The organism is Archangium lipolyticum (assembly GCF_024623785.1).
Taxonomy (GTDB): domain Bacteria; phylum Myxococcota; class Myxococcia; order Myxococcales; family Myxococcaceae; genus Archangium; species Archangium lipolyticum.
Window position 1 is genome coordinate 1 of the sequence record NZ_JANKBZ010000038.1, and the last position, 24,046, is coordinate 24,046.

16 protein-coding genes are annotated in these 24,046 nt (G+C 71.2%); 8 read left to right on the forward strand and 8 right to left on the reverse strand.

What is annotated here, in order from left to right:
• Positions 1-307: 307 nt before the first annotated feature.
• The gene (locus tag NR810_RS44680) at positions 308-1,732 is read left to right on the forward strand and encodes a reverse transcriptase family protein (RefSeq protein ID WP_257461698.1); all 1,425 of its coding nucleotides are present in this window, start codon (positions 308-310) and stop codon (positions 1,730-1,732) included.
• A gap of 12 nt (positions 1,733-1,744) precedes the next feature.
• Here NR810_RS44680 and NR810_RS44685 read toward each other — a convergent pair whose 3' ends face one another.
• Positions 1,745-3,352 carry a toxin-antitoxin system YwqK family antitoxin gene (locus NR810_RS44685; RefSeq protein ID WP_257461699.1) on the reverse strand — a complete coding sequence of 536 codons (1,608 nt, stop codon included), beginning with the start codon at positions 3,350-3,352 and terminating at the stop codon, positions 1,745-1,747.
• Positions 3,353-3,411: 59 nt separating this feature from the next.
• Here NR810_RS44685 and NR810_RS44690 point away from each other — a divergent pair, with 59 nt between their 5' ends.
• Together NR810_RS44690 and NR810_RS44695 are read left to right on the forward strand one after the other, a co-directional pair.
• Entirely contained in the window at positions 3,412-4,719 is a 1,308-nt protein-coding gene (locus NR810_RS44690) for a M16 family metallopeptidase (RefSeq protein WP_257461700.1), read from the forward strand.
• Positions 4,716-6,014, forward strand: coding sequence for a M16 family metallopeptidase (locus NR810_RS44695; protein WP_257461701.1), 1,299 nt, complete (start codon positions 4,716-4,718; stop codon positions 6,012-6,014). Before NR810_RS44690 ends, NR810_RS44695 begins: the two co-directional genes overlap by 4 nt.
• Before the next feature lie 21 nt (positions 6,015-6,035).
• On the opposite strand, the gene NR810_RS44700 is transcribed toward NR810_RS44695, so the two are convergent.
• The 4 genes from NR810_RS44700 to NR810_RS44715 are packed head-to-tail and all read right to left on the reverse strand — an operon-like array spanning position 6,036 to position 10,089.
• Positions 6,036-7,436 (reverse strand): tetratricopeptide repeat protein, encoded by a 1,401-nt coding sequence (locus NR810_RS44700; protein ID WP_257461703.1) that lies wholly within the window; start codon positions 7,434-7,436, stop codon positions 6,036-6,038.
• A 13-nt stretch (positions 7,437-7,449) separates the two neighbouring features.
• On the reverse strand, positions 7,450-8,187 hold the full coding sequence (locus tag NR810_RS44705; protein WP_257461704.1) for a DUF4384 domain-containing protein: 738 nt from the start codon (positions 8,185-8,187) through the stop codon (positions 7,450-7,452).
• Positions 8,184-8,768 carry an RNA polymerase sigma factor gene (locus NR810_RS44710; RefSeq protein WP_257461705.1) on the reverse strand — a complete coding sequence of 195 codons (585 nt, stop codon included), beginning with the start codon at positions 8,766-8,768 and terminating at the stop codon, positions 8,184-8,186. The genes NR810_RS44705 and NR810_RS44710 overlap by 4 nt, the downstream gene beginning before the upstream one ends.
• A gap of 1 nt (position 8,769) precedes the next feature.
• Positions 8,770-10,089, reverse strand: a complete 1,320-nt coding sequence (locus NR810_RS44715) for a caspase family protein (protein ID WP_257461706.1) — start codon at positions 10,087-10,089, stop codon at positions 8,770-8,772.
• Positions 10,090-10,283: 194 nt separating this feature from the next.
• Between NR810_RS44715 and NR810_RS44720 the strand changes: the two genes are divergently transcribed.
• From NR810_RS44720 to NR810_RS44740, 5 genes are all read left to right on the forward strand, one after another.
• Complete coding sequence (locus tag NR810_RS44720; protein ID WP_257461707.1) at positions 10,284-11,627, forward strand: cytochrome P450; 1,344 nt, start codon at positions 10,284-10,286, stop codon at positions 11,625-11,627.
• The gene (locus NR810_RS44725; RefSeq protein ID WP_257461708.1) at positions 11,624-12,256 is read left to right on the forward strand and encodes a TetR/AcrR family transcriptional regulator; all 633 of its coding nucleotides are present in this window, start codon (positions 11,624-11,626) and stop codon (positions 12,254-12,256) included. Before NR810_RS44720 ends, NR810_RS44725 begins: the two co-directional genes overlap by 4 nt.
• A 76-nt stretch (positions 12,257-12,332) precedes the next feature.
• The gene (locus tag NR810_RS44730; protein WP_257461709.1) at positions 12,333-16,436 is read left to right on the forward strand and encodes an AAA family ATPase; all 4,104 of its coding nucleotides are present in this window, start codon (positions 12,333-12,335) and stop codon (positions 16,434-16,436) included.
• Positions 16,437-16,528: 92 nt separating this feature from the next.
• Positions 16,529-17,755: an oxygenase MpaB family protein gene (locus NR810_RS44735; protein WP_257461710.1), complete on the forward strand. Its 1,227-nt coding sequence runs from the start codon at positions 16,529-16,531 to the stop codon at positions 17,753-17,755.
• Positions 17,756-17,757: 2 nt separating this feature from the next.
• A complete protein-coding gene (locus NR810_RS44740) occupies positions 17,758-18,504 on the forward strand; it encodes a transmembrane-type terpene cyclase (RefSeq protein WP_257461711.1) in 747 nt (248 codons plus the stop codon).
• Between the two features lie 7 nt (positions 18,505-18,511).
• Here NR810_RS44740 and NR810_RS44745 read toward each other — a convergent pair whose 3' ends face one another.
• The 3 genes from NR810_RS44745 to NR810_RS44755 form a co-directional block, all read right to left on the reverse strand.
• Entirely contained in the window at positions 18,512-20,614 is a 2,103-nt protein-coding gene (locus NR810_RS44745) for an alkaline phosphatase D family protein (protein ID WP_257461712.1), read from the reverse strand.
• Positions 20,615-20,847: 233 nt separating this feature from the next.
• A complete protein-coding gene (locus NR810_RS44750; RefSeq protein WP_257461713.1) occupies positions 20,848-22,206 on the reverse strand; it encodes a hybrid sensor histidine kinase/response regulator in 1,359 nt (452 codons plus the stop codon).
• On the reverse strand, positions 22,203-24,038 hold the full coding sequence (locus NR810_RS44755) for an ATP-binding protein (RefSeq protein ID WP_257461714.1): 1,836 nt from the start codon (positions 24,036-24,038) through the stop codon (positions 22,203-22,205). Before NR810_RS44755 ends, NR810_RS44750 begins: the two co-directional genes overlap by 4 nt.
• Between the last annotated feature and the right edge of the window lie 8 nt (positions 24,039-24,046).

The window sequence follows — 24,046 nt, forward strand, 5'->3', positions numbered from 1 at the left end:
GTCCTAAACCGCATCAGCCTCGGCGCCTCGAGCGCGGGAGCGGCGCTGCGCCGCTCTGGAAGCAATGCAGGACACTCTCCGCAAGGTAGCCTGTTCTTGGCTCTCTCCCGGTAGAGGGGTCTAGGCCCCCCGGGGAGCTGAGCCAACGACGCAACCGCCGTTTCCCCAGGGGGCCTAGACCCCTCTACCGGGGAGAGCCGGTGAGGCTACCGTGCCCCAGGTGAGCAGGTGGTGCCTTTCAGGGCCTCCCTCGACCGCTCGCGCCGCCCGTCCCGATGAAGTCTCCTCGCCATTCCGAGGTGCTGTGATGACCGCGAAGCTCGAGACATTCGTCCCCGCCGCGGCCCCGGTGGTCGTCCCCACCCCCGCCCCCGTGCCCGCCTCGCCCAACGTGATTGCCCAGCGCGAGGTGCGTCAGCGCGAGGAGCAGACACGGCTCGCCCGTTGGAAGGCGATCGAGGAGGCCGGTGGCCAGGAGGCCTGGGTCGAGGCCGAGCTGAAGGCCAAGGGGCTCGCGCCCGAGCACGAGGATCCGAGCGGGCTCTCCGAAAAGGAGAAGTCGGCCTGGAAGGAGAAGAAGAAGGCCGAGGCCGCCGAGCGCCGCGCGTTGAAGCGGCTGGCGTGGGAGGCGTGGCGCACCGCGCACATCGGCCACCTGGGCGCGGGCGTGCACTGGGAGGAGTCGGGCGGCCCGGACAAGTTCGACCTGAAGGACCGCGAGGAGCGGGCCAAGGCCAACGGGCTGCCGGAGCTGGCGTCGGCGCAGACGCTGGCGAAGGCGCTGGGGCTGAGCGTGGCGAGGCTGCGCTGGTTCTCCTACCACCGGGAGGTGGACACGGGGACGCACTACCGCAGCTGGGAGATTCCCAAGCGGGACGGCGGGAAGCGGACCATCACCTCGCCGAAGAAGGAGCTGAAGGAGGCGCAGCGCTGGGTGCTCTCGAACGTCATCGAGCGGCTGCCGGTGCACGGGGCGGCGCACGGCTTCGTCGCGGGGCGCTCCATCGTCACCAACGCGCTGGCGCACAAGGGCGCGGACGTGGTGGTGAAGATGGACATCAAGGACTTCTTCCCCTCGGTGACGTGGCCGCGGGTGAAGGGGCTGTTGCGCAAGGGCGGGCTGGCGGAGAACACGGCGACGTTGCTGGCGCTGATGGCCACGGAAGCGCCCCGCGAGGTGGTGCAGTTCCGGGGCAAGACGCTGTACGTGGCGAAGGGGCCGCGCGCGCTGCCGCAGGGGGCGCCGACGTCCCCGGGAATCACCAATGCGCTGTGCCTGCGCCTGGACAAGCGGCTGTCGGCGCTGTCGAGGCGCCTGGGCTTCGCCTACACGCGCTACGCGGATGACATGACGTTCTCCTGGCGCAAGAGCAAGGCGAAGCCGGAGGCGCCGGTGGCGGCGCTGGTCGTGCGCGTGGAGCGGGTGCTTCAGGCCGAGGGCTTCCGGGTGCACCCGGACAAGACGCGGGTGATGAAGCCGGGCAACCGGCAGGTGGTGACGGGGCTGGTGGTGAACGAGGCCCCGAAGGGCCAGCCGGGAGCGCGGGTGCCGCGCGAGGTGGTGCGCCAGCTGCGAGCGGCGCTCCACAACCGGGAGAAGGGCAAGCCGGGCAAGGAAGGCGAGACGCTCGAGCAGCTCAAGGGCATGGCCGCCTTCATCCACATGACGGACTCCGCCAAGGGCCGCGCCTTCCTGGAGCGCCTCTCCGCGCTGGAGAAGCGCCAGGCCTGACGCACGGCCTCCTCAGGGGGTGGCGTCCAGCGCGAGCTCCACGCCCTCGGGCTTCTCGGTGACCACGAACCCGCTGGCTCGCGCCCGCTGGAGCGTGAGCTGGTAGATCGCCGCGAGCGCCGGCTCCTTCGCGGCCCGCGCCTTCAGCATCTCCAACCGCATCTGCCACCACTCCCGCGTGCGGCCGGCACGCAGGTCGACCATCGGCTGGTGTGGCTTCGGCGACGCGGTGGACCCCTTGGCCGTGCTCGCGACGACAGCGACCGCGTCCTCGTTCCACCGCTTCAGCACCTTCCCCTCCTCGTCCCGCGTCACCCAGACACCCGACTTCTCGCCCTCGCGGAACTCCCCTTCCTCCTGCACCACCCCCGAGGCGAACCAGGTGCTCTGGAGGCCGTGCAACACGCCCTTCTGGTAATGCTGCCGGAGCCGGGGCTGGCCTCCCGGGTAATAGAAGGTGCTCGCGCCTTCGAGCTGGCCGTGGGCGTACTCCCGCTCCTGCTGGAGCTGGCCTCCCGGCGCGTACAGCTTCCACGTCCCGTGCGGCTGGCCTTCCGCGTAAGGCTTCTCCTCCAGCAACACTCCCGCCTCGCTCCACGCGAGGAAACGGCCGTGCCGCTGTCCCCCCTGGTACTCGCCGCTCGCGAGCAGCCGCCCATCCGCGCCGCGCGTCCACTCACGTCCCTGCTTCCGTCCATCCGGCAGCACGCAGCCGCTCACCCGCTGCGCCCTCGCGTCCGACGTGTGTTGGAGCTCCGTCCCCGTCCCGCACTCCCTCGCCTCCCGCCGCACGAACCACATCCCCACCAGCGCGACGCCCGTGGCCAGCAGCGCTCCCGCCCAGGGCCAGGGCCGTGAGAGGCCTCCCGCTCGCGAGGCCGAGCCCCATCCACGCACCGGCTTCACGCTCGCCGCCGCGGGCACCTCGCCGGCTCGGGCCAGCACCGTGAAGGCTCGCGCCATGCCGAGCAGCACGCCGATGCACGCCACCACGGACAGGAATTGGACTCCCAGCGCCACCGCGAACAGGAGCGCTCCGGGACTCCGCGCCACGACAAAGGCGAGCACCCCCGCGAGCACCTGAAGCATCACGGCCACCACCGTCCGCTCGCCCAGCCGCAGCCGGAGTCCTCCCTGTCGGGACTCCGCGGCCCGGCCCAACGCCACCAGCACGCGCGGCCCGCCCACCAGGTGGAGTCCCGGCACGAGCACGAGCGCCACCCCTTCCACCTCGCCCATCGGCAGCGGTGCACCGGAGTGACGTGCCAGCCGATGTCCCATGCTCACGGCCAGCGCGAGCAGTCCCCAGGGCAGCAGGGCCAAAACCCACGCGGATACAGGGAAGAAGTCCGATGGGGCCCGGGTGAGCACCGGCACCAGCATGGCCATCCTCAACAGCGACGGCAGGCGTTCCGGAAGAACCGCCTGGGCGAGCAACACCGCGCCCACGCCCACCAGCGCCAGCACTCCAAGTATGAGCGGGCCCCGGATGCGTGCGCGCGGAGCACCGCCGCCGGTTTCGACAGACACCACGGGTGCGGCACACGACACACAGCGTCCCTCCGAGACGGCGAGGGGCTGCTGACAGGCGGGGCAGAGGGAGGCGGGCGCGACGCTCATGTTAGTCTTCTGACAGGCAGCCTGCCGTGTCCTTCCCTTCAATTCCAGCCACCGGGCGCATGCGCTCCTCTTCGCTCGTTCCTTCCCTGGCGCTCCCGTGGGCCGTCGCGTTGTTCCTGCTGGCCTCCCCCGCGAGCGCCGCGCCCTTCGAGGTGGAGTCGCTCCGCCCCTCGCCCCAACATCCACTGCTGCTGCTCGCTCCTCGCGAGACGAGCCGCTCCACGCTCACCATCGTCTTCGACGTGGGCTTCCTGGATGACGACGTGCCCGGCCTCACCCGCGTGGCGCAGCAGGCCCTGCTGCACGCCAATTCGCGCGGCGACTACGCGACGCTCATGCGCGAGGTCTACTCGGCCGGTGCGTCGTTCGACCTGCGCACCGGGCTGCACGAGAGCCGCTTCACCCTCTCGGCCCACCCGGATGACTTCGACGCGCTCGCACGCCGGCTCCTCACCGCCATCCTCTCCCCCCGGCTCGACTCGCGGCGCTTCGAGGCCACGCTGGAGCGGGCCAGCCGCGATGGCAACGCGCTCGACTCGGAAGACTGGCTGGAGCTGCTGCTCGCGCGCGCCTTGCACGACGATGGGCGCTACCGCAACCCCGACCTGGGCTCCATGCGCTACGCCGAGGACATCGTCCAGGAGCAGGTGCGCCTCCACCTGTCCCGCATGCTGGCCCCCTGCAACGCCACCGTCATCGCCACCGGGCGCTTCGACGCGGCGGCGCTCCGCAAGCTGGTGGCGGGCTTCAAGGGCGGCGTTCGCCTCGAGCGCACCCGCCCCAAGCTGCCCCTGCCCTTCCGGCGCCAGGTGCGCTCCGCTCGCGAGCTCCAGGTGCTCGCATATCCCGTGCACATCGAGTCGGCCCGGGACTCGGCGGCCCTGCGCGTCATCGCCTCGCTCCTGCAGGAGCGGCTGTTCCAGCGCATCCGCGACGCGGGCCAGGGCTACAGCGTCGCTTCCGAGCCGCTGCTCACCGCCACGTTCGATGCCCTCCTCCTGCTCCTGCCCGCCTCGGCGCGCGAGGGCATCGACCTGGGCGCCGCCCTCCGCGAGGAGGTGCGCACCGTGCGCGAGGCCACGTTCGAGTCCGGCGCCTTCGAGCGCCACCGGCAGGCCACGCTCACCCGGCTGCGGCTGTCCGATCGCGACCCCTCCGCGCTGGCCCAGGAGCTCCGGTTCGCGCGCCACCGTCCAGCCTGGTACTCGCCCGAGCTGGAAGCCACGCTCGCCGCGCTCACCGTGAAGGACGTCCAGGAGGTGGCGTCGCGCTGGCTCGACGAGTCGACCTCCGCCCAGCTCCACTTCGTCACCCGCACGGAGGAAGAGGAGAAGAAGGACGAGGAGACGGAGGAGGAGTCCGAATGAATGCCACCCCTCTCGCGGGAGCCCTTCCCCGGGCAGTGCTCGTCCTGTGGCTCGTCTCCACTCCGGCGCTCGCCGCCGGGCCGGTGGCTCACGTGCTCCCCACCGTGGAGCAGCTCCCCGATGGCAGCGAGCTGGTGCTGGCCTCGCGTCCCCAGGCGGCCTGGGCCTCGCTGCACTACGTTGTGCGCACCGGCGGGTGGAAGGATCCCTATGGCAAGGAGGGGCTCGCGCACGTGCTCGAGCACGTCATCTTCCATGGCAGCCATGACGTGCCGGGACAGACCTTCCAGACCGCGGTGCGCGCCGCCGGTGGCAACTTCAACGGCTACACCAGCGCGAACGCCACCGTCTTCACCCTGCAGGTGCCCTCGGAGTCCTTCCCGCCGCTGGCGGAGCAGTTCCTGCGCATCATCACCGACCCCCTGCTGGACCCGGAGCACCTCCGCCGCGAGGTAGACATCATCCGCACCGAGGACCTGTACTTCGGCCGGGGCCCGGGCTTCCACGAGCACCTGGAGGACTCGCTCTTCACGGGGATCGGCTCACGCTCCGTCATCGGTACCCAGCAGTCGCGTCTCTCCATTACCCGCGACGACCTGATGCGCTTCTACGCGGAGCACTACCTCCCGGCCAATACCAGCCTCGTCTTCACCGGAGGCGTGCAACGCGAGCAGGTGCTCGCGATGATCGACCGCTCAGTGCGGCTGCCGCCCTCCCTGCCCGGCGAGAACGTCCCCGCGAAGGTCGAGGCACCAGTGCTCCCCATCGAGAAGTCCACGCGCGCCCTCATCAGCTTCGTGGCCTACGGCTACAGGGTGGAGCCCGAGGACCGGGCGAAGTGCTCCCGGGTCGCGGCCCTGCTCCAACTGCGGCTGACGAAGGAGCTCCACATCGAGGAGCCGATGGTGACGGGGATGGAGGTGAAGTGCATGTCGCTGCGGGGCAACACCTTCCTGCTGGCGCTGGCCTACAGCGCGTCGCTGGACGCGAGCACGCTGCCGGACCGGCTGCAGCACGCCTTCTCCCGGGTGGCGAAGCAGCCCGCGACTCCCGAGGAGGAGAAGCTGATGGACCGGCACCTGAAGCAGGAGCGCGCGCAGGAGGAGGAGGACGACCTGAAGCGCGGCACCGAGCTGGCGCGCGAGGTGGCTCAACCCCGCTCGGGACCCCTGGATCCCGCGCTGCTGCTGAACCCTTCCACGCGCCTGCCTCGCGGGGCCATGCAGGACTTCGCGCGCCGCACCTTCACCCCCGAGCGCCAGGTGATGGTGAACTTCTCCCCCTTCGCCGGCTGAGGCACACGGCCAGCCCCGTCCTCAGTCCACGCAATAGCGGTACCGGTGCTCGTGGTCGTAGAAGAGGCTCCACCGCCGCCGCCGGGTGCCGTCGTGGTTGCTCGTCTCGTCGAGGTCGTTCAACCCCGGCTGCATCCGCTCGGACCAGATGCCGTTGAAGAACCGCACCAGGTAGAAGTCGATGGTGCAGCGCGCTCCGGACTGGCCGCAGTGCTCCGGGTGGTACTGCGCGAGCAGTTCCTCTTCGAGATCCACCGCCAGCCCTCGCGACCACCGGGGATCCCCGCTCGGCCCGCGCTCGACGAAGAAACACCGCCGGGGCTCCGTGTTCCCAGGGACCCCTCGGGTCATGATGGCCTCGGCCCGGCCCGGCGCGCCCACCACCTGCGTCCTCGCCACCCGCCTCAACACCCGCTCCCACGCCGCCCGGTACAGCGGCCTGTCCTCCACCTGCCACGCCCTCGCGAACAGCCGCAGCGCCTCCCCGTCCTCCCCTCGCATCACGTGCACCAGCGCGGCGTCGTACAGCGCCCCGTGCGCCTTCCCATCCGCCTCGTACTTCCGCCGCCACTCCGCCAGCGCGTCCTCGTACCTTCCTTCCCGGAAGGCCCTCACACCCGCCTCTCCCTCCGTCCCCACCAGCTCCAGCCGCTCGGGGAGCCCGGCCGGCAGCAGCCGGAAGTAGTGCAGCCCCACCGCCTCGCGCAGCACCGTCCAGAACATCTCCGACCACTCCCCCGGCAACGGGCTCCGGTGCGGCTTCCGCAGCGCCTCGTAGAGCTCCACCGCCGCCGCCTTCGAGCGCAGCGCCACCGTTCCTCCCGTGCTCCCCGTTGCCCGGATGTACTCGGTGCTCACCGGCTGCCCCTCGCGCGTCCACGTGGACATGAGCAGGGCGATGCCCGCCGTCTCGCCCGTCCCCTCGCCGTTCGTCGGACCCACGCTCCATCCATCCACCTTCACCACCGTCACCAGCGACGTCTTCACGCCCAACGGCACCCCGGGCCAGGGGTCGAGTGTCAGGCGCCTGGGATCCCTCGCCAACCCCGCCTTCGTCCTCGGCGTGTTCCACATCTGGAAGCCCAGGTCGGTGTAGTCCACCACCTGCACCTGCCCGCCCTCGGCCTTGAAGTAGTCCCGCACCGCCTTCACCACCATGCCGCTCATGTTCCACAGGTCGGATCGGGTCTCCTCCAGCAGCGCGTCATCGGCGTGCACCAGCAGGATGCCCACCGACACGGGCTGCCCCTCCAGCCGCAGCAGCGGCGGTTGCTGGCGCGTCACCTCCACCGTCACCGTGGGCGGTCCCGCCTCCTCCGCCCGCTCGTGACGCGGGCCCGCCAGGCCCGGACCTCCGGCCAGCATCAGCAGCAACCCCAGGCAGGGCGCCAGCACCCTCATCACCCACCGAAGCATCCTCATGTGCCCCCGTGCGTCATGGCCGCTTCGTGAGCAGGGCGCGCGCCACCCGCACCGAGCCCGGCAGCGCGGGCTCCAGCGGTGCCCCGGACTCGAGGGCCTTCACCGCGGCCCCCAGCGCGAAGGGCTCCGGCGAGAAGAGGGCGTACAGCGCCTCGGTACCCGGCGTCCCATCCAGCTCGATGGCCCCGGGCAGCAGGGTCTGGCCCGGCGTATACGCCACCGCCGCGTCCCCGCCGTACGGGTAGTACACCGTCACCCGCCCCGCTCCGTCCCGGCTCAGCACCGCCACGTATCCGCTCGCCCCAGCCTTCACCTCGAATTGGATCGACTCCCCCTCGCCGAGCGTCTCGCCGGGGCCCACGGGCACGCCCCTCCCCGCCTGATTCCGGTACACGCCCAGCACCAGGCTCCCCTTGGCCGTGTACTCGGGCTCGGGGGTCTCCACGACGGGCCTCAGCAGCACACCACCGAACACGGCCACGGCGGACGTCGCCAGCGCCGCTCCGAGCAACACCCCCCACCTCCTCCGCCGCTCCTTCCGAGGCTCGGGCTCCACGCGGGCCGCGAACGCCGCGGGCGGCTGCCGCAACAGGAAGGCCGCCGAGTCCGCTCGCAGCTCCGCGAGCCGCTCCCGATCCGCCTCCGAGCTGGCCAGCTCCTCCTCCACCCGGGCCCTCGCCTCCGGCTCCAGCGCCGAGGCCAGGTACATCTCCAACACCGCGTCCTGGACGCGCCGCGCTCCCTGGCTCATGCCGCCCTCCCATCCTCGAAGCGGGCGCTGCGCTTGCGCGCCCGGGTGGCGAAGTCCTCCAGCAACCGGCCCACCGTCTTGCGTGTCAGCCCGAGCACCTGCCCCACCTCCTCCATGTTGTACCCCTCCACGAAGTAGAGGAGCGCCGCGGTGAGCGTCCGCGGCTCCTCTCCGTGCGTGAGCAGCGCCAGGTCCTGCGCGGCCTCCACCTGCTCCAGCCCTCCACCGCTCGCCTCGGGCTCGCGCTCCACCGGCTCGCCCTCTTCGTTCACCACCAGCCCGCCCAGCCGTCCCGACCAGCGTGCGCGCCTCCGCACCCGGTCCACCGACTTGAAGGTCGCGATCTGGTACAGCACCGTGAACGCCGAGGCCTCACCGCGCAGCAGGGCCGGGTCCTTCACGAAGGCGAGGAAGGTGTCCTGGGTAATGTCCAGGGCCTCCTCTTCATCGTGCACGAGCGACAGCGCCCGCCGGCGCACCGCGGGGCCGAAGCGGCGATACAGCTCCTCCACGCGAAGAGGCTCCGCCCGGGCCGACTCCGGCGCGTGCGCCACCGCCGTGTTCCGTCTCCACCACACCATGTCACTCTCCTCCCGCCGCGGCCATCAACTCCTCCTCGATGCGCGGGTACGCCATCACCGCCGCCGCGCGCAGGCGCTTCGCCACCTGGGACCGTCCACGTGCCTCTTCCCGCTCCGCCATCGCCAGCAGGGCGCGCGCCTTGCCCAGGAAGGCCTCCTGGTCGCGCCGGTCCTCGCCCAGCGCCTGCTCGAAGAGCTGGAGGGCCTCCTCGGCGCGTCCCTCCGCGAGCGTCCGGAATCCCTGCCGCTTGAGCGAGCCACGCTGGGCGTCATCCCCCGTCCCCTTCGTCACCACCATCTGGGAGAAGGGCACCTCGCGGAAGGACAGCGAGGAGACGCGCAGCACGTCCCCGGGCGCCAGCTTGAACGGGGCCACCTCGTACCACCCGCCCGCGTTGCACTTGAGGACGTAGTCCCCGGCCCCCACGCCCAACCGCCGCTCCCGCTGGGACGAGGCGGGAACCTCCGCGAGCAGCCGCTGCTCCGCGCCATCCGTGACGACGCACTCCCTGGTGCCCGGGGGGAACACCACGATCGCGCCAGCCCTCGACAGGCGCGTGAGGACGAGCTCGCCCTGGCCCTTCAGGTCGATGCGCACCCGCGGCCGCTGGACACCGAGCGGACTGGAGGCCGTGTCCATCAACGTGTGCTCGTAGGCGTGCCGGTAGGCCTCCGTCAGGCTCACCTGCCCGTCCCTGTCCGCATCGGCGGCGCCCCGCAGGCCGCTCACCAGGTGGGTGGAGAAGATGGAGCCCGCGAGGGCCCGCGCCTCCTGTGACAGCTCATCCGCCCCCGAGGAGGTGAGGAAGACGAGCCCTCGCAGCGCCAGCTCGTCGCGCACCTGGAGCTGGAAGGAGCGCGTGGGCCGGCCCCCCTTGGGGAGGATGGAGCCGCTCTGGCAGGCATCGAGGATGCCGATCTTCAGCGCTGGTGAGAGGGCCTGGATGCGGCGGTGGAGCGCGTCCAGGCGCAGCGGCGGGCCTCGCAGGTGCAGATACGTGTCGTCCGCGTGCCCCGAGTAATAGAAGAGGAAGAGGCTCTCCTCCCGGGAGCCCGCCGCGCGTGCCGCCAGCTGGTCGAACGCCCAGAGCACCTTGTCGGTGGTGGGCTCGCTCAGCACGGTGATGTCCTCGCGGGAGAACTCCCCCAGCTGCTCCAGCGTCTCCGCCAGCTTGCGCGCGTCCTCCACCGCGTGGCGCAGCGGCTGCTCCCGCGCCCAGCCCGTGTTGGCGCCAATCACCAGCGCGAAGCGCTGCACCGCGTACGCCGGGCCCGAGGCGAACAGCGCCACCGAGAGCAGCCACCTCCACGATATCGGCACGAGGACAACCCCCCCAGCGGTGATACTCACCCCTACCCCTGGTGCCCTCATTGTCCGCCGTTTCCCGGAGAGAGCGCCATGAGCCACTTCATTCACGGCCCGTGAAGCGCTTCACACGAACGACGTTGCGGGAAACCACGGAAACGTTTATGGTTTCCTCAGTTTCCACCGCACCATCCGAAGGAGGACGAGCCATGTCCACCCAACCGTTGCTGCCACCCGGGCCCCTCGGCTTCACCCCGCTGCAGACGTTCCGTTTCATGCGCGACGCCACCGGCTTCATGCGCGATTGCAGCACGCGCTATGGAGACCCGTTCACCGCGCCGCTGCCGGTGGGCAATGTGGTCGTCACGGGAGACCCGGAGGGCATCCGTGAAATCTTCAGCGCGGACCCGGCCCTCTTCGAGCCGCTGGGCAACCTCATCCTGGCGCCCGCGGTGGGGGACAACTCGATGCTGCTGCTGGGCGGGCAGCGCCACAAGCGCGAGCGCAAGCTGCTCATGCCTCCCTTCCACGGCGAGCGCATGCGCGCCTACGGGCAGATGATGAGGGACCTGGCCCTGGAGGCCACGGGCTCGCTGCGGCCCGGCGGCGCCTTCCGCGCGCAGGACATCACCCAGGCCATCTCCCTGGAGGTCATCATCCACGCCGTCTTCGGCATCGACGAGCCGGAGCGGGTGCGGCGCTACCGCGAGGTGTTCGCGAGCTACATGGAGTCCTACACCCCGCTGCTCATGGCGGCCAGGCCCCTGCGGCGCTCCTTCGGGGGCATGGGCCCCTGGGCGCGCTTCCAGCGCCACGTGGCGGTGCTGGACCAGCTGCTGACGGAGGAGCTCGCCACCCGGCGCGGTCACGAGGAGGGCCACATCGACATCCTCAGCATGATGCTCGCCGCGCGGGACGAGGACGGCCAGCCCATGAAGGACGAGGAGCTCAAGGACGAGCTGCGCACCCTGCTCATCGCCGGCCACGAGACCACGGCCATCGGCATGGCCTGGGCCCTCTACCACCTGCACCGCAACCCCGAGACGCTCGAGCGGCTGGTGGCGGAGCTGGCTCCGCTGGGCGCGAGGCCCGAGCCGGAGGCGCTCATGAAGCTGCCCTACCTCGGCGCGGTGTGTGACGAGTCGCTGCGCCTGCACCCCGTCGTGGCGGTGGTCGGCCGGCGCACGCGGGTCCCCTTCACCCTGCGCGGGCGCGAGCTGCCGGCCGGCACCGGCCTCATGGCCGCCATCTGCCTGGCGCACGTGGACCCGAAGCTCTACCCCGAGCCGGACCGCTTCCGCCCCGAGCGCTTCCTCGAGCGCAAGTTCACGCCCTTCGAGTACCTGCCCTTCGGTGGCGGGGCCCGGCGCTGCATCGGCGCGGCCTTCGCCCAGTACGAGATGCGGGTCGTCCTGGGCACGCTGCTGGCCGCGCACCGCTTCTCGCTGGCGAACGACAAGCCGGAGCGCCCCGTGCGCCGCAACGTCACCATCGGCCCCGGACGCGGCGTGGAGCTGGTGTACCAGGGCCCCCGCCAGGGAGGGCTCGCGTGACGGAGGCGGACGAGACGCGCGCGCGCATCCTGGAGAAGGCGGAGCAGACCTTCCTGGCCCACGGCTACTCGCGGGTGACGATGGACGACATCGCCACCGAGCTGCGGATGAGCAAGAAGACGCTCTACCGCCACTTCTCCAGCAAGGAGGAGCTGGGCGCGGCGGCCCTCGAGGCCAGCATGGCCCGGTTCGGCGAGAAGCTGGAGGCCCTCCTCGGCGACGAGCGGCTGGACTTCGGCGAGCGCCTGGAGAGCTTCGCGCGGACGTTGGCGGGCCGGTACGCGAGCTCGGCCCTGGTGCTCAGGGACTTGCAACGCGACGCGCCCGCGCTGTGGCAGCGGATGCTGGAGCTGCGGCGCGCCTCGGTGCAGGCCCGCTTCGGCGCGTTCCTCACCGCCGGGGTGAAGGCCGGGGCCGTGCGCTCGGACGTGGAGCCCCGGCTGGTGCTCCGCATGGTCATCACCCTGGTGGATCAGCTCTTGCGGCCGGACGTCCTGGCGGAGCTGGAGCTGAGCGCCGAGCAGCTCTTCCCCAGCATGCTGGGGGTGATTCTGGACGGCATCCGCACTGGGCGCGAAATGGGACGCGCTCGCCTGCCCGCCCGCTCTCCGGCCCGGCCAGGAAGGTAGCTGGAGCGCCGGTCATCTGCTACGAATGGGCTCTCCGCCGGGGTCTTCCCTCCACACGGCGGAGCTCAAGCCCGGCATGAATTTCCCTTCGAGGCTGCACGCACTGGCGGCTTTCCTGCCCGGCGCGCTGCTACGGGCGCTCCTGGTGGATGCGTCGCGTCCGCACGAGGGAGCGCGCCTCGAGCAGCAGGGCGCGGTGCTCTTCGCCGACCTGACGGGCTTCACCGCGCTGGCCGAGGCGATGAATGGCGCGGGCCCCTCCGGCGCCGAGCGCCTGCGCGGCATCCTCGACGCGTTCTTCTCGCGGCTCATCGACACGCTCACCGCGCACGGTGGGGACGTGCTGCGCTTCGCGGGAGACGCGGTGGTGGTGCTGTGGCCGGCGGAGTCCCCCGAGGAGCTGCCACGCGCGGTGCGGCTGGCGGCCCGGTGCGCGCAGGCGGCCCAGGCCCTCATCGCGGGGCAGGAGCCGGTGGACGGGGTGCGGCTGCGGTTGAAGGTAGGCATCGGCGCCGGGCCGGTGCAGCTCTCCGACGTGGGAGGTGAGAAGGGACGCTGGGACTTCCTCGTCTCGGGCGAGCCGCTGCTGGAGATGGCGCGGGCGGAGAACGCGGCGCAGCCGGGGGAAATCCTCCTCGGCCCCGAGGCCTGGCGGCTGCTGGGGGAGGCCCAGGGCACGCCCCGGGGCGCGGCGGGCTGGAGGCTGCTGGAGGTGAAGCCGGTGCCACTGCCGCAGGTGCGCCCTCCCGAGCCGGTGCCAGAGCTGGAGCCCGCGCTGCGCTCGTACCTGCCGCTGGTGGTGGCGCGCCGGCTGGAGGCCGGACACGGCCAGTGGCTGTCCGAGTTCCGCACCGCCACGGTGCTGTTCATCAACCTGGGCGACTCGGACTTCGCCGCCGGCAAGCGGCCCGAGGCGCTGCAACGCGCGCTGCGCACGATTCAATCCGTCCTCTTCCGCTACGAGGGAAGCGCCAACCAGGTGGTGGTGGACGACAAGGGCGTGGTGATGGTGGCGGCCTTCGGGCTGCCGCCGCTGTCGCACGAGGACGACGCGGCGCGGGCGGTGCAGACGGCGCTGGAGCTGCGCACGGCGCTGCGGGCCCAGGGCGTGTCCTACCGGCTGGGGCTGGCCACCGGGCGCGTCTTCTGCGGCACCACGGGCGGGGCCACGCGGCGCGAGTACGTGATGGTGGGCCACACGGTGAACCTCGCCGCGCGGCTGATGCAGGCGGCGGTGGACGACATCCTCTGTGACGCCACCACGCTGCGCCTGGCCTCGGCGCGGTTGCGCTTCGAGACGCTCGAGCCCCTGAGGGTGAAAGGGATTACCCAGCCGGTGCCGGTGTTCCGCCCGGGACAGGGCGCCGAGGGTCCGGGGATGTCCACCCGGGAGACGCGGGTGGTGGGCCGCCAGGAGGAGCGCTCCCAGCTGGTCTCGGTGGTGCGGGCCCTGGCGGAGCGGGGCGTGGGCGGCAGCGTGCTGCTCGAGGGCGAGGCGGGCCTCGGCAAGTCCGTGCTGGTGAGCGAGCTGCTGGAGCGGGCCCACGCCTCGGGGGTCTCCTGCGTGCTGGGTGCGGGTACCGCGGTGGAGCGCTCGTCGGCCTACCACGCGTGGCGCCCCGTCCTCTCGCGCCTGCTGGGGCTGGACACGCTGCCGGACGAGGCCACCCGCACCGGGCGGCTGATGGAGCTGCTGCGCGCCCGGCCCGAGCAGGAGGCCTGGGCCCCCCTGCTCAACGGCGTGCTGCCGGTGGAGGTGCCGGAGAACGAGGTGGTGCGGCACATGACCGCCTCGCTGCGTGGCGCCAACACGCGCGAGCTGCTGGTGCAGCTGCTCGACAGGTGTGTCCGGGAGCGCCCGCGCCTGGTGGTGCTGGACGACGCGCACTGGATGGACTCCTCCTCGTGGGAGCTGGCGGTGGCCGTGCAGCGGCGGGTGAAGCGGCTGCTGCTGGTGCTCTCCACGCGCCCTCCGGGAGAGGCGGCCACCGCCGAGTACCGCCAGCTGCGCGAGGCTCCCGGCACCCTGCACCTGCTCCTGGAGCGGATGCCGCACGAGGACGTGCTGACGCTGGTACGCCAGCGGCTGGGGGTGCGCCAGCTGCCCGCCCAGGTGGCCTCCCTCATCCGGGACCGGGCCGAGGGCCACCCCTTCTTCAGCGAGGAGCTGGCGTGCGCCCTGCGTGACGCGGGCTACCTCGTCATCGAGCGCGGCGAGTGCCGGCTGGTGGAGCGCTCCGTGGAGCGCATGGCGCTGGAGATGCCCGGCACCATCCAGGGCCTGCTCACCAGCCGCATCGACCGGCTCACGCCCCAGCAGCAGCTCACCCTGAAGGTGGCCAGCGTGCTCGGCCGCACCTTCCCCGTCGAGCTGCTGCGCGCCGTGCACCCCGTGGAGAAGGACCGCGCCACGCTGCCGGAGCAGCTCGCCGAGTTGGAGCGGCTGGGATTGATGCGGCCGGAGGACTCGCCGGTGGGCCCGGTGTATGCCTTCAAGCACGTGCTCATCCAGGAGGCGGCCTACCAGCTCATGGCCTTCTCCCAGCGCAGGGAGCTGCACCGGGCGGTGGCGCTGCTGCACGAGCGCGAGCTGGAGGAGCGCGGCGAGGAGCTGCTGCCCCTGCTGGCGCACCACTGGCGGATGGCGGAGGAGCACCAGCGGGCACTGGAGCTGCTGGAGCGAGCCTCGGAGACCGCCTCCTCGCGCGGGGCCCACCACGAGACCATCGCCTTCCTCACCCAGGCCCTGGAGCTGACCACCAGCGGCTCCGTGCCGGTGGACGAGCTGCGCCATGCCCGCTGGCGTGCGCGGCTGGGCAGCGCGTACCACTCCCTGGGCGAGACGGAGCGCAGCAGGAGCCATTGCGACAGCGCCCTGCAACTGCTGAGGAAGACGCGGCCCACCTCCCTGGTGGGCTGGGGCGGCCGGCTGTCATGGGAGTTGCTACGGCACCTGACGCGCATGGCCCTGGGGCGCTGGCTGCCGGCACCGCGCGCGGCCACGGAGCGGGAGCGGCTCAAGCTCACCGCCAGCATCTTCAGCATCCTCACCGAGCAGGCCTTCTACGCGGACCGGCTGCTGGAGTACTTCACCTCCTGCCTGTCCGCCATCAACCTCGCGGAGGCGACGCGCGACTTCTCCCCCGCCGCGCTCGCCTACAACGCCATGGGTTACACGGCGGGCCTGGGCCGCATGCATGGGCTGTCCCACCGCTACTTCCGCCGCGCCACCTCCGCGCGCTCCCCCATCACCGACGTCGTCCAGGGCTCCTACCACCTGACGTTCGGCCGCTGGGACGAGGGCATGGCGCAGGTGGAGCAGGGCATCGGCGAGGCCCGCATCATCAATGACCGGCTCACCGTGTGCACCGGCCTGGAGGTGCTGGGCATGGGGCTGGAGATGGCGCGTGAGCCGGGTGCCGCCCAGTACGTGCGCGAGTCCATGCTGCGGGTGGCCCAGGAGGCCTCCAACGTCGTCAACGCCATGTGGGCCCTCACGGAGATGGCGCCCACGCTGCTGCAGCTCGACCGGCTGGACGAGGCGGTGGAGCGGCTGCGCGAGGCGGAGGCGCTGGTGCCCCGGGCGGACCCGCTCACCGTGCTGCGCTACCACTGCAACGCGGCGCTCGTCTCCCAGCGCACGGGCGAGCACGGCCGCGTCCTGGCCCACGCGCGCGAGGCCCTGCGCATGCTGCGCAAGCGCCCCCTGGTGGTGTGGTCCGACCTCACCTCCCTGAGCGCACTGGTGCAGGCGTGCCTGGAGCTCTGGGAGGAGGCGCGCACCGCCGGGGAGGCCCTGGCCACCGAGCCGAGGGCCCTGGCCATCGAGTCCCTCCAGGTGCTGCGCAAGGCGAGCAGGCTCTACCCCGTCGCCCTCAGCCGCGCCGCCCGCCTCGAGGGGACGAGGGCCTGGCTGGAGGGCAGGTCAGACCGGGCCCATACCCTGTGGCAACGTGCCATCGACCACGCGCGCACCTGGCGCATGCCCACCGACGAGGGCCTCGCCCACGCCGAGCTGGCCCGGTGCGTCACCGAGCCCGCCCTCCGCGCCTCGCACGCGGCCCAGGCCCGCCAGGTCTTCGAGCGGCTGGGAGCCACGGGCTCGCTGCGGGCACTGGACTCATGGGAACGTCCTTCGCACACCCGACCTGAGACGGTCCCCGAATCGTCCGCCCTGTGAATCGCTTCACAGCGTGTGGGGAGGGGCTCACTACAATGCCCTTTCGCGGGAGGGGGGTGTCTTTCCAAACATCCCGCGAGGAGTCGAATGTCATGCCACCGAACCTCTGGACCCACGAGTTCATGAACGAGATGCGGACGAAGGCGGATCCACTCGCCGATTCCGTCATCGAACGGTTGTTCACCGAGGGCAAGGTGGACGCGGTCAACCACCTGATGCGGACCCTGGTCGAGAACGACGACCTGCCCTCCGCCCGGCTGCCGCCCTACGTGGTGGAGTACCTCGCCCAGACGAAGGCGTCGGTGCCGCGGTTGGACCCCGAGAGGCTGCGCGCGGGCCAGGAGCTCTTCGACCTGTTCGGACCCGAGGTGATGATGATCCTCGGCTTCTACTCGCTGCCGGCGGCCTACGCGGCGCGCAAGGGCGTGCAGGTGCTCTACCGCACCGGCTTCCTCCAGAAGCGCCCCGTGCGGCGCGTCTTCGAGACGGCCCAGATGGTGGTGGACGTGATGACCGAGGGCGGCCTGGAGCCCGACGGCCGGGGCGTGTGCACCACGCAGAAGGTGCGGCTGATGCACGCGGCCATCCGCTACATGATCCGCCACGACGCGGCGAACCCCTGGGACGCGGAGGAGTTGGGCGAGCCCATCAACCAGGAGGACCTGGCGGGCACGCTGATGACGTTCTCCTACGTGGTGCTCGAGGGCATGAAGGCGCTCCACATCGAGCTCACCCCGGAGCAGCAGGAGGCCTGGCTGTACGCGTGGGTGGGGGTGGGGCGCATCATCGGCCTGGACGAGCGGCTGCTGCCGGCCAACGTGGAGGAGGCGCGCCAGCTCACCTTCCTCATCCGCCAGCGGCAGGTGGAGTTCTCGCCCGAGGGCGTGGCGATGACGGCCGCGCTGCTCGAGGGCATGAAGAAGCTCACGCCGGACATCCTGGATGGGCTGCCGGCGAGCATGGTGCACTTCTTCCTGGACCAGGACCAATGGCAGGGCCTGAACGTGGCGGACATGCTGCAGGTGCCCAGGCCGGACTGGACGGCCATCATCCCCCACGCCATCAAGCACATCGCGGACCTGACGGATTGGGTGGGTGACAACACCTTCGTGGCGGCGAGGCTGCTGCGCTTCGTCAGCAAGGACATCGTCGAGGGGATGCTGCTGGTGGAGCGCGGAGGCCAGCGCACGCCCTTCTACATCCCGGAGCACCTGCAGGACAGCTGGAAGGTCAAGCCGGGCGTGCGCGCCCGGAACGCGCAGCGCCGGGCCGAGCAGGGCGCGCCCACCGGAAACGACTCCAACAAGAAGGTCGCCTGATCATGCATCCTACTTTCAGTGCCGAGCACGTTCGCGGCGGGCCGTTCGATCCGCTCGCCTGGTTCAACATCATCGGGGAGATCGGCTGCGTCTTCTGGGTGGTGGCCTACTTCTTCATGATCCGCCAGTCCTTCAAGGACAAGGCCTACGGCCTGCCCATGGTGGCCATCTGCATGAACCTGGCCTGGGAGTTCCTGGCCTCGTGGGTCATCCCCAATCCGGTGCCGCTGTGGCACTTCTTCGACCGGGTGTGGTTCTTCGTGGACCTGGTCATCGTCTACCAGCTGTTCCGCTACGGCCGGGAGCTGCAGACGATTCCGGAGATTCAACGCAACCTCTACCCCATCATCGTCGGGACCACGGCGCTGTCGGGCTTCGGCCTGTATGCCTTCTACGTGCAGTACCACGACATGCTGGGGCTGATGGGCGCGTTCATGATCAACCTCGTCATGAGCGTGACGTTCATCTTCTTCGCCTTCTCGCGCCGGCATCAGGGCGGGCGCGGGCTGTCGGTGCCCGGGGCGTGGTTCAAGATGCTGGGCACGCTGGGCACCTCCATCGAGTGCCACTACGTGATTGGCCTGACGCAGGACTGGCTCGGCGGGCTGAACTTCCTCACCTTCCTGTGCCTCTCCATCTTCCTGTTCGACTGCCTCTACATCTACGTGGTGACGAAGGCGGTGAAGGCGACGGCGCAGCAGCCGGAGCCGGTGCCGGCGGAGCGGACCCCGGCCCTGGCCGTGGCCTGAGCGCGGTTCACGCCACGGAGATGGCGCCGGGCTGGACGAGGAAGTCGCGGCGGAAGAAGCGCGCCGCGAGCTCCTCGGGCCGGCCCGAGTAGTCCACGCGGATCTCCCCGCTGGGGATGAGGTGATACGAGGCCCGCGCCTCCTGGGCCCCCACCTCCACCACCGTGAAGCCGTGGGCGTCGGTGTCCACGAAGGCGATGCCCGGGTTGCCCTCGCGGAAGGTGGTCTCCTGCTCGGTGACGACGTAGCGGTAGACGGCCGAGCCGGGAGGGAAGCCCGCGGCCTCCACCTCCGCACCGGCCTCCTCCTGCACGGCGGTCGAGGAGATGGCGGGCGCGGTGAGGGCGGGCACCCCGTGCTCCACCGACGCGAAGGAGGCATGGATGTCCCCCGCGACGAAGAGGACGCGGCCTCCGGCACGGTCGCGCAGCGCGCTCAGCAGCTCGCGCCGCTTGTCGGGGAAGCCGTCCCACTGGTCCACGCTGTAGTAGTAGCGGTTGCGCACCGAGGCAGGCTCCACGTCCGCCTTGGCGCGCAGGTCCCACACCATCGACGTGACGGACACGGAGCTCGCCACCACCTTCCACGTCTGGGCGCTCTCCGCCGACTCCAGCAGCCATGCCTCCTGGGCCTCGCCGAGCGCGTCCTGCGCATCGGAGGTGGACTGGCGCCAGGCCGCGTACACGTCGAAGGTGTCCTTGATGACCACGTAGCGAGAGCCCACGCGGGTGAACAGCTCCGTCTTCCCCAGGTGCACGAAGGCCAGGCCGCGCGGCTGGCCCGCCGGGTCGATGGGGCCCGCGCCGGGCCGGGCCGCCGCCGTCAGCACCGGGTTGACGTAGGCCAGCGCGAGGTTGCCCCGCACGGCCGCCGCGGCCCGCGCCGCCGCATCCGCCTGCGTCAGCCCCGCCGCCACCGCGAGCTGCACGTACGCGCCCTGCAACACGGCCTTCCGCTCCGGGAAGGTGTCGATGTTCACATACGCGAAGGCGTCCGTGGCGAAGGCCGCCGTGAGGCCCAGCGAGGCCAGCACCGCCGCGTCCATGACCACCGTGCCCGGGTAGGCGTCCTCGGGGATGAGGTGGTCCGGCCGGTGGGTGCGGTAGTCGGTGACGAGCAGCCGCAGGTGGCTCCCGAAGGTGAAGTCGCGCCAGATGCGCGTGTCCGGGTAGCGGGGCACGCCGTCCAGGTCGATGGCTCCCGGGGGCGCGTCGGTGTTGTCGATGGGCATGTACTCGAAGAAGGCGAGCTCCGCGTTGCGCCGCCGGTCGGGCTGGAACTCGTCGGCGCGCCCGTGGGTGTACGTGGCGTGCGCGTCCCAGCAGTCGTCGGAGAACTCGTGGTCGTCCCAGGTGACGATGAACGGGTAGCGCGCGTGCACCTGCTGGAGGAAGGGGTCCGAGCGGTAGGTGCGGTAGAGGTCGCGGTAGTTGGAGACGGCGTTGGCGACGAGCTCCGTGCCTCCGCCCACGCTCCGGGGCATGGCGGAGCCCGGGTCGGAGAAGCTCACGTCGCGCGAGGAGTCCGGCGAGGGAACGAGCGAGGAGTCGGCCTCGTAGATGTAGTCCCCGACGAACAGGATGAAATCGAGGTCCTCGTCGAGCTGTAGCAGGCGCTGCCAGGAGTTGTAGTAGCGCCCCCGGAAGTCCTGGCAGTTGGCCACCGCGAAGCGCACGGGCACACCCGCGTCCGGAGCCGGAGCGGTGCGCGTGCGGCCCACGGGCGAGCCCAGCCGCTGGTCCTCCTTCTCGAGGATGAAGCGGTAGTAGTAGTGCGTCCGGGGCTGGAGGTTCGTCACCTTCACCTTGAGGGCATGGCCGTGCGCCGCGGTGGCGCGCAGCCCGTCCAGCTCCAGCACGCGGTTCCTGAAACCCTCGTCCGTGGCGACCTCGAGGGTGAGCGCGACGTCCGCGTCCGGACGCCCGGAGTCCACCGCGCGCGTCCACAGCACCACACTGCCGGCGCGCGGGTCTCCCGAGGCCACGGACTGGGGGAAGTACGCGCGCCCATCATCCACGGGCGGCTCCTTCTCGGGACAACCCAGGGCGGTACCCGCCGCCACGGCGACGATACACTTCAGGACGGTCCGGCGGTGCAGGGGCTGGGACAAGGAACTCCTCCGCGTCACTCCGGGCCCAGGGGGCCGGGGAACGGGAGGGTACGGAGCGGGCACCGACACCCTTCTCCGACTCCAGGGCAGCGTGTCTCCCGCCCACCACCCCGGGGCCAGGGAGCGTCCACTTCCGGGCAGGCTCCGCCGGGCGGAGTCACTCCGCCTCGGAGTCCTCCACCTCGCGCGTCATCTCCACCCTCGCGGGACGCCAGCCGAGCCGCGCGAAGAGATTACTGCGGCTCCGCGGGGCCCGCGGCCGACACCATCGCCTCCGGCCCGCGCGGCAGCTTCACCCGGAAGGTGGAGCCCTTGCCCGGCGTGCTCTCCACCTCGATGCTGCCGCCGAGCCCCGAGACGATGCCGTAGCAGATGGACAGGCCCAGGCCCGTGCCCGTGCCCGGCGGCTTGGTGGTGAAGAAGGGGTCGAAGATGCGGCCCAGGTGCTCCGGGGGGATGCCCGTCCCGTTGTCCTTCACCTCCACCACCACCCACCCGTCCTCCCGCTGGCGCGCGACGATCGTCACCCGCGGCTCCGGGCTGCCCTGGATGGCATACCCCGCGTTGTTCAGCAGCCCGAGGAAGACCTGCTCCAGGCCCTGCTCGCTGCCCCACACCGCCGGCACGTCCTGGAAGTCACGCACCACCTGCGCCTTGGGCCCCAGCGTGTAGCTGGCTCCCGACAGGGCATGGTCCAACACCTCGCGCAGGTCCACCCGCCCCGGCGGCTGCCCGTCCAACCGCGAGAAGAGCCGGAAGTCGTTGACGATGCGCAGGATGCGCTCGGCGCCGATCATCGCGTCCGCGCACACCTCGCTCAGCTCCTGCGCGTCCGCCTGCCGGCCCCCCTTCACCTGGTCCTCCAGCTCCGCGCGCATGAAGCCCACGCTCGCCATGATGACGCTCAGGGGGTTGTTGATTTCGTGGGCCAGTCCACCGCTCAACCGCCCGAGCGCCTCCAGCCGCTGGGACTGCGCGAGCCGCAGCTCCAGCTTCGCCCGGTCCTCCATCTCCTTGCGCAGCCGCTCGTTGGCCATGGCCAGCTCGCGCGTCCACTCCTCCACCTCGCGCGAGAGGTCCTCCAACCTCCGGTGGCTCTGGCGCAGCAGCTCCCACTTCTCCGTGAGCGCGTGCGCCAGCTGCCGCACCTCGATGTTGTCGAAGGGCTTGCGCAGAATCAGCAGGCGCTGGCTGAGCCCCAGCCGCTGCGTCATCTCCTCCCACGAGTAGTCGGAATAGGCCGAGCACAGGACGATCTGCAGGTCCTCGTCCTCCTTCCACAGGCGGCGCGCCGTCTCCACGCCGTCGATGCCGGGAGGCATGCGGATGTCCACGAAGGCCAGGGCGTACGGCCGCCCCTCGGCCACCGCGGCCTTCACCCGGGCGATGCCCTCCTCGCCCTGGTAGGCCGAGTCCACCTCGAAGCCCGCGTCCGCGGGCGCCGTCTCGGGGCCTCCGAAGAGCGCGGCCTCCATGGCGTCCAGCGCGGTGCTGGCCGGTGGCGCGCACAGAATCTTGCGGAAGTCCTGGTGGATGGCCTGGTTGTCGTCCACCACCAGGATGCGGCGGTTGGTTGCGGTGGGGGCACTCATGCCCTGCTCTCCTCGCCCGCGATGGGCAGGTCGATGGTGAAGGTGGCGCCCTGGCCACGGCCGTCGCTCGTGCAGGAGAGGAACGCGTCCATCTCCGCCGCCGCCAGGGCGCTGATGTGAAGGCCGAACCCGTGTCCGTCCTTCTTCGTGGTGAATCCTTGGGTGAACAGACGGGGTGCGTCCTCCGGGGAGATGCCCACTCCATTATCCGCTACAGCGATACGCAACCGCTCGGCGACCATACGCTCCACCCGGATGACGAGGTGCTTGTCCGGCCGCCCGCTCTCCAGCAACGCATGGCGCGCGTTGCTCAGCAGGTTGAGCAGGATTTGAAGCAGCTTGTGCCGGTCCACCTGGACCAGCGCACCCGGGGTGTACTCGCGCCGCACCTGGATGCCCAGCTGTTCGAAGGACTCGGCCTGCAGGCGCAGGGCATCGTCGAGCAGCTCCGTCACCTCCAGCCGCTCCACCACCCCGGAGAAGCGGGCGTGCGCCTGCTGCATGCTCACCACGGTCTTGATGTGCTCCACGCTCGTCTGCAACGTCCGCACCTCCTCCAGCAACACCGCCCTCTCCGCGTTGAGCTGCGTCCCCAGCACCCGCAGGTACGCGGGCAACTGCCTGCCCCGTCCGTCGGCCGTGAGGAAGGCTCCCAGGTCCGCGCCGTGCTCGGCCAGCAGCTCCGCGACCTTTCCCACGCCCTCCACCCGCGACTGCCGCAGCCGCTCGAACAGCAGGTTGACCGACACGTTCACGCTGTTGAGCGCGTTACCCACGTTGTGCAACACCCCCGTGGCCATCTCCGCCATGCCCGCCTGACGTGACACGTCCATCAGGCTGCGGTGCATCTCCCCCAGCCGCGCCTCGGCCTCCTTGCGAGCCGTGATGTCCCGGCCGAAGACCGTCATCCCCACCACCTGTCCCCCTCCATCCAGCACGGGGTTGACGGAGATGTCCAGCACCCGCGCCCGCTTCAGCCGGGAGGGCGACGCCTCGAAGCGCACCCGCTTGCCGGCGAGCACCTGCGCGGTGCACTCCTTCCAGCGTCGGCGCAGCGTCTCGGGGGCCCGCTCCGGGAACAGCAGATCTCCGGCCATGGGCTCCTCGCCGATGATCTCCTGGTACATGTCCCGCAGCGCCAGGTTGGCCGCGATGAGCCGCCCCTCGGCATCCAGCGAGCAGACGATGTCCTCGGTGTTCTCCAGCAGGCTCGTCAGCTTGCCTTCGCTCTCGCGCAACGTGCGCAGCGCCCGCTCCAGCTCCGTGCTCATCTGGGCGCGCGAGGCGAGCATCAACCAGCCCATCCCCCACGTGCCCAGCATGAAGACGGCGGCGAAGACACACCGCATCCACTCGCTGCCCCGCGCCCCGTGCCACAGCGGCAGCGCCAGGCCCACGCTCACGCCCACCACCACGACGAAGGGCAGGCTGTCCCACGTCCCCAGCAGGTAGATGGACAGCACCGGAATCAGCATGCACGCGGGGTGCAGCCCCACGCTGACGTCCTTCGCGAAGAACCCCGAGGCCACGATCCCCCCCGTCAGCAGCGTGCACAGCACCACCGCTGGACCCCTCGAGGAGGTGCTCCGGCGCAGCAGCCACAGCGCGCCCGCGAAGCCCCCGAAGCACCCCACGCCGATGAGACCGAACGCCCAGGGGGCGCCGGAAAAAGGCACGTAGAACAGGAAGAGCACATCCACCAGCAGCAGCAGGCAGCTGGCGCCCACCAGCATCCGGCAGCGCACGCGCTCCTCCGCCGAGGCACGGCGCAGCGGCTCGGAGAGGAACACGTCCAGCGAGCCCAGCAACCGGGCCACCCTGCGCGCGCGCACGCGCCTGC

Bases quoted from the DNA above. Each gene is read 5' to 3' on its own strand.
- NR810_RS44705 (WP_257461704.1), bottom strand. From the start codon at position 8,187: ATGAGCCAGGGAGCGCGGCGCGTCCAGGACGCGGTGTTGGAGATGTAC.
- NR810_RS44690 (WP_257461700.1), top strand. From the start codon at position 3,412: ATGCGCTCCTCTTCGCTCGTTCCTTCCCTGGCGCTCCCGTGGGCCGTC.
- NR810_RS44700 (WP_257461703.1), bottom strand. From the start codon at position 7,436: ATGAGGATGCTTCGGTGGGTGATGAGGGTGCTGGCGCCCTGCCTGGGG.
- NR810_RS44750 (WP_257461713.1), bottom strand. From the start codon at position 22,206: ATGAGTGCCCCCACCGCAACCAACCGCCGCATCCTGGTGGTGGACGAC.
- NR810_RS44680 (WP_257461698.1), top strand. From the start codon at position 308: ATGACCGCGAAGCTCGAGACATTCGTCCCCGCCGCGGCCCCGGTGGTC.
- NR810_RS44720 (WP_257461707.1), top strand. From the start codon at position 10,284: ATGTCCACCCAACCGTTGCTGCCACCCGGGCCCCTCGGCTTCACCCCG.
- NR810_RS44740 (WP_257461711.1), top strand. From the start codon at position 17,758: ATGCATCCTACTTTCAGTGCCGAGCACGTTCGCGGCGGGCCGTTCGAT.
- NR810_RS44710 (WP_257461705.1), bottom strand. From the start codon at position 8,768: ATGGTGTGGTGGAGACGGAACACGGCGGTGGCGCACGCGCCGGAGTCG.
- NR810_RS44735 (WP_257461710.1), top strand. From the start codon at position 16,529: ATGCCACCGAACCTCTGGACCCACGAGTTCATGAACGAGATGCGGACG.
- NR810_RS44695 (WP_257461701.1), top strand. From the start codon at position 4,716: ATGAATGCCACCCCTCTCGCGGGAGCCCTTCCCCGGGCAGTGCTCGTC.
- NR810_RS44730 (WP_257461709.1), top strand. From the start codon at position 12,333: ATGAATTTCCCTTCGAGGCTGCACGCACTGGCGGCTTTCCTGCCCGGC.
- NR810_RS44685 (WP_257461699.1), bottom strand. From the start codon at position 3,352: ATGAGCGTCGCGCCCGCCTCCCTCTGCCCCGCCTGTCAGCAGCCCCTC.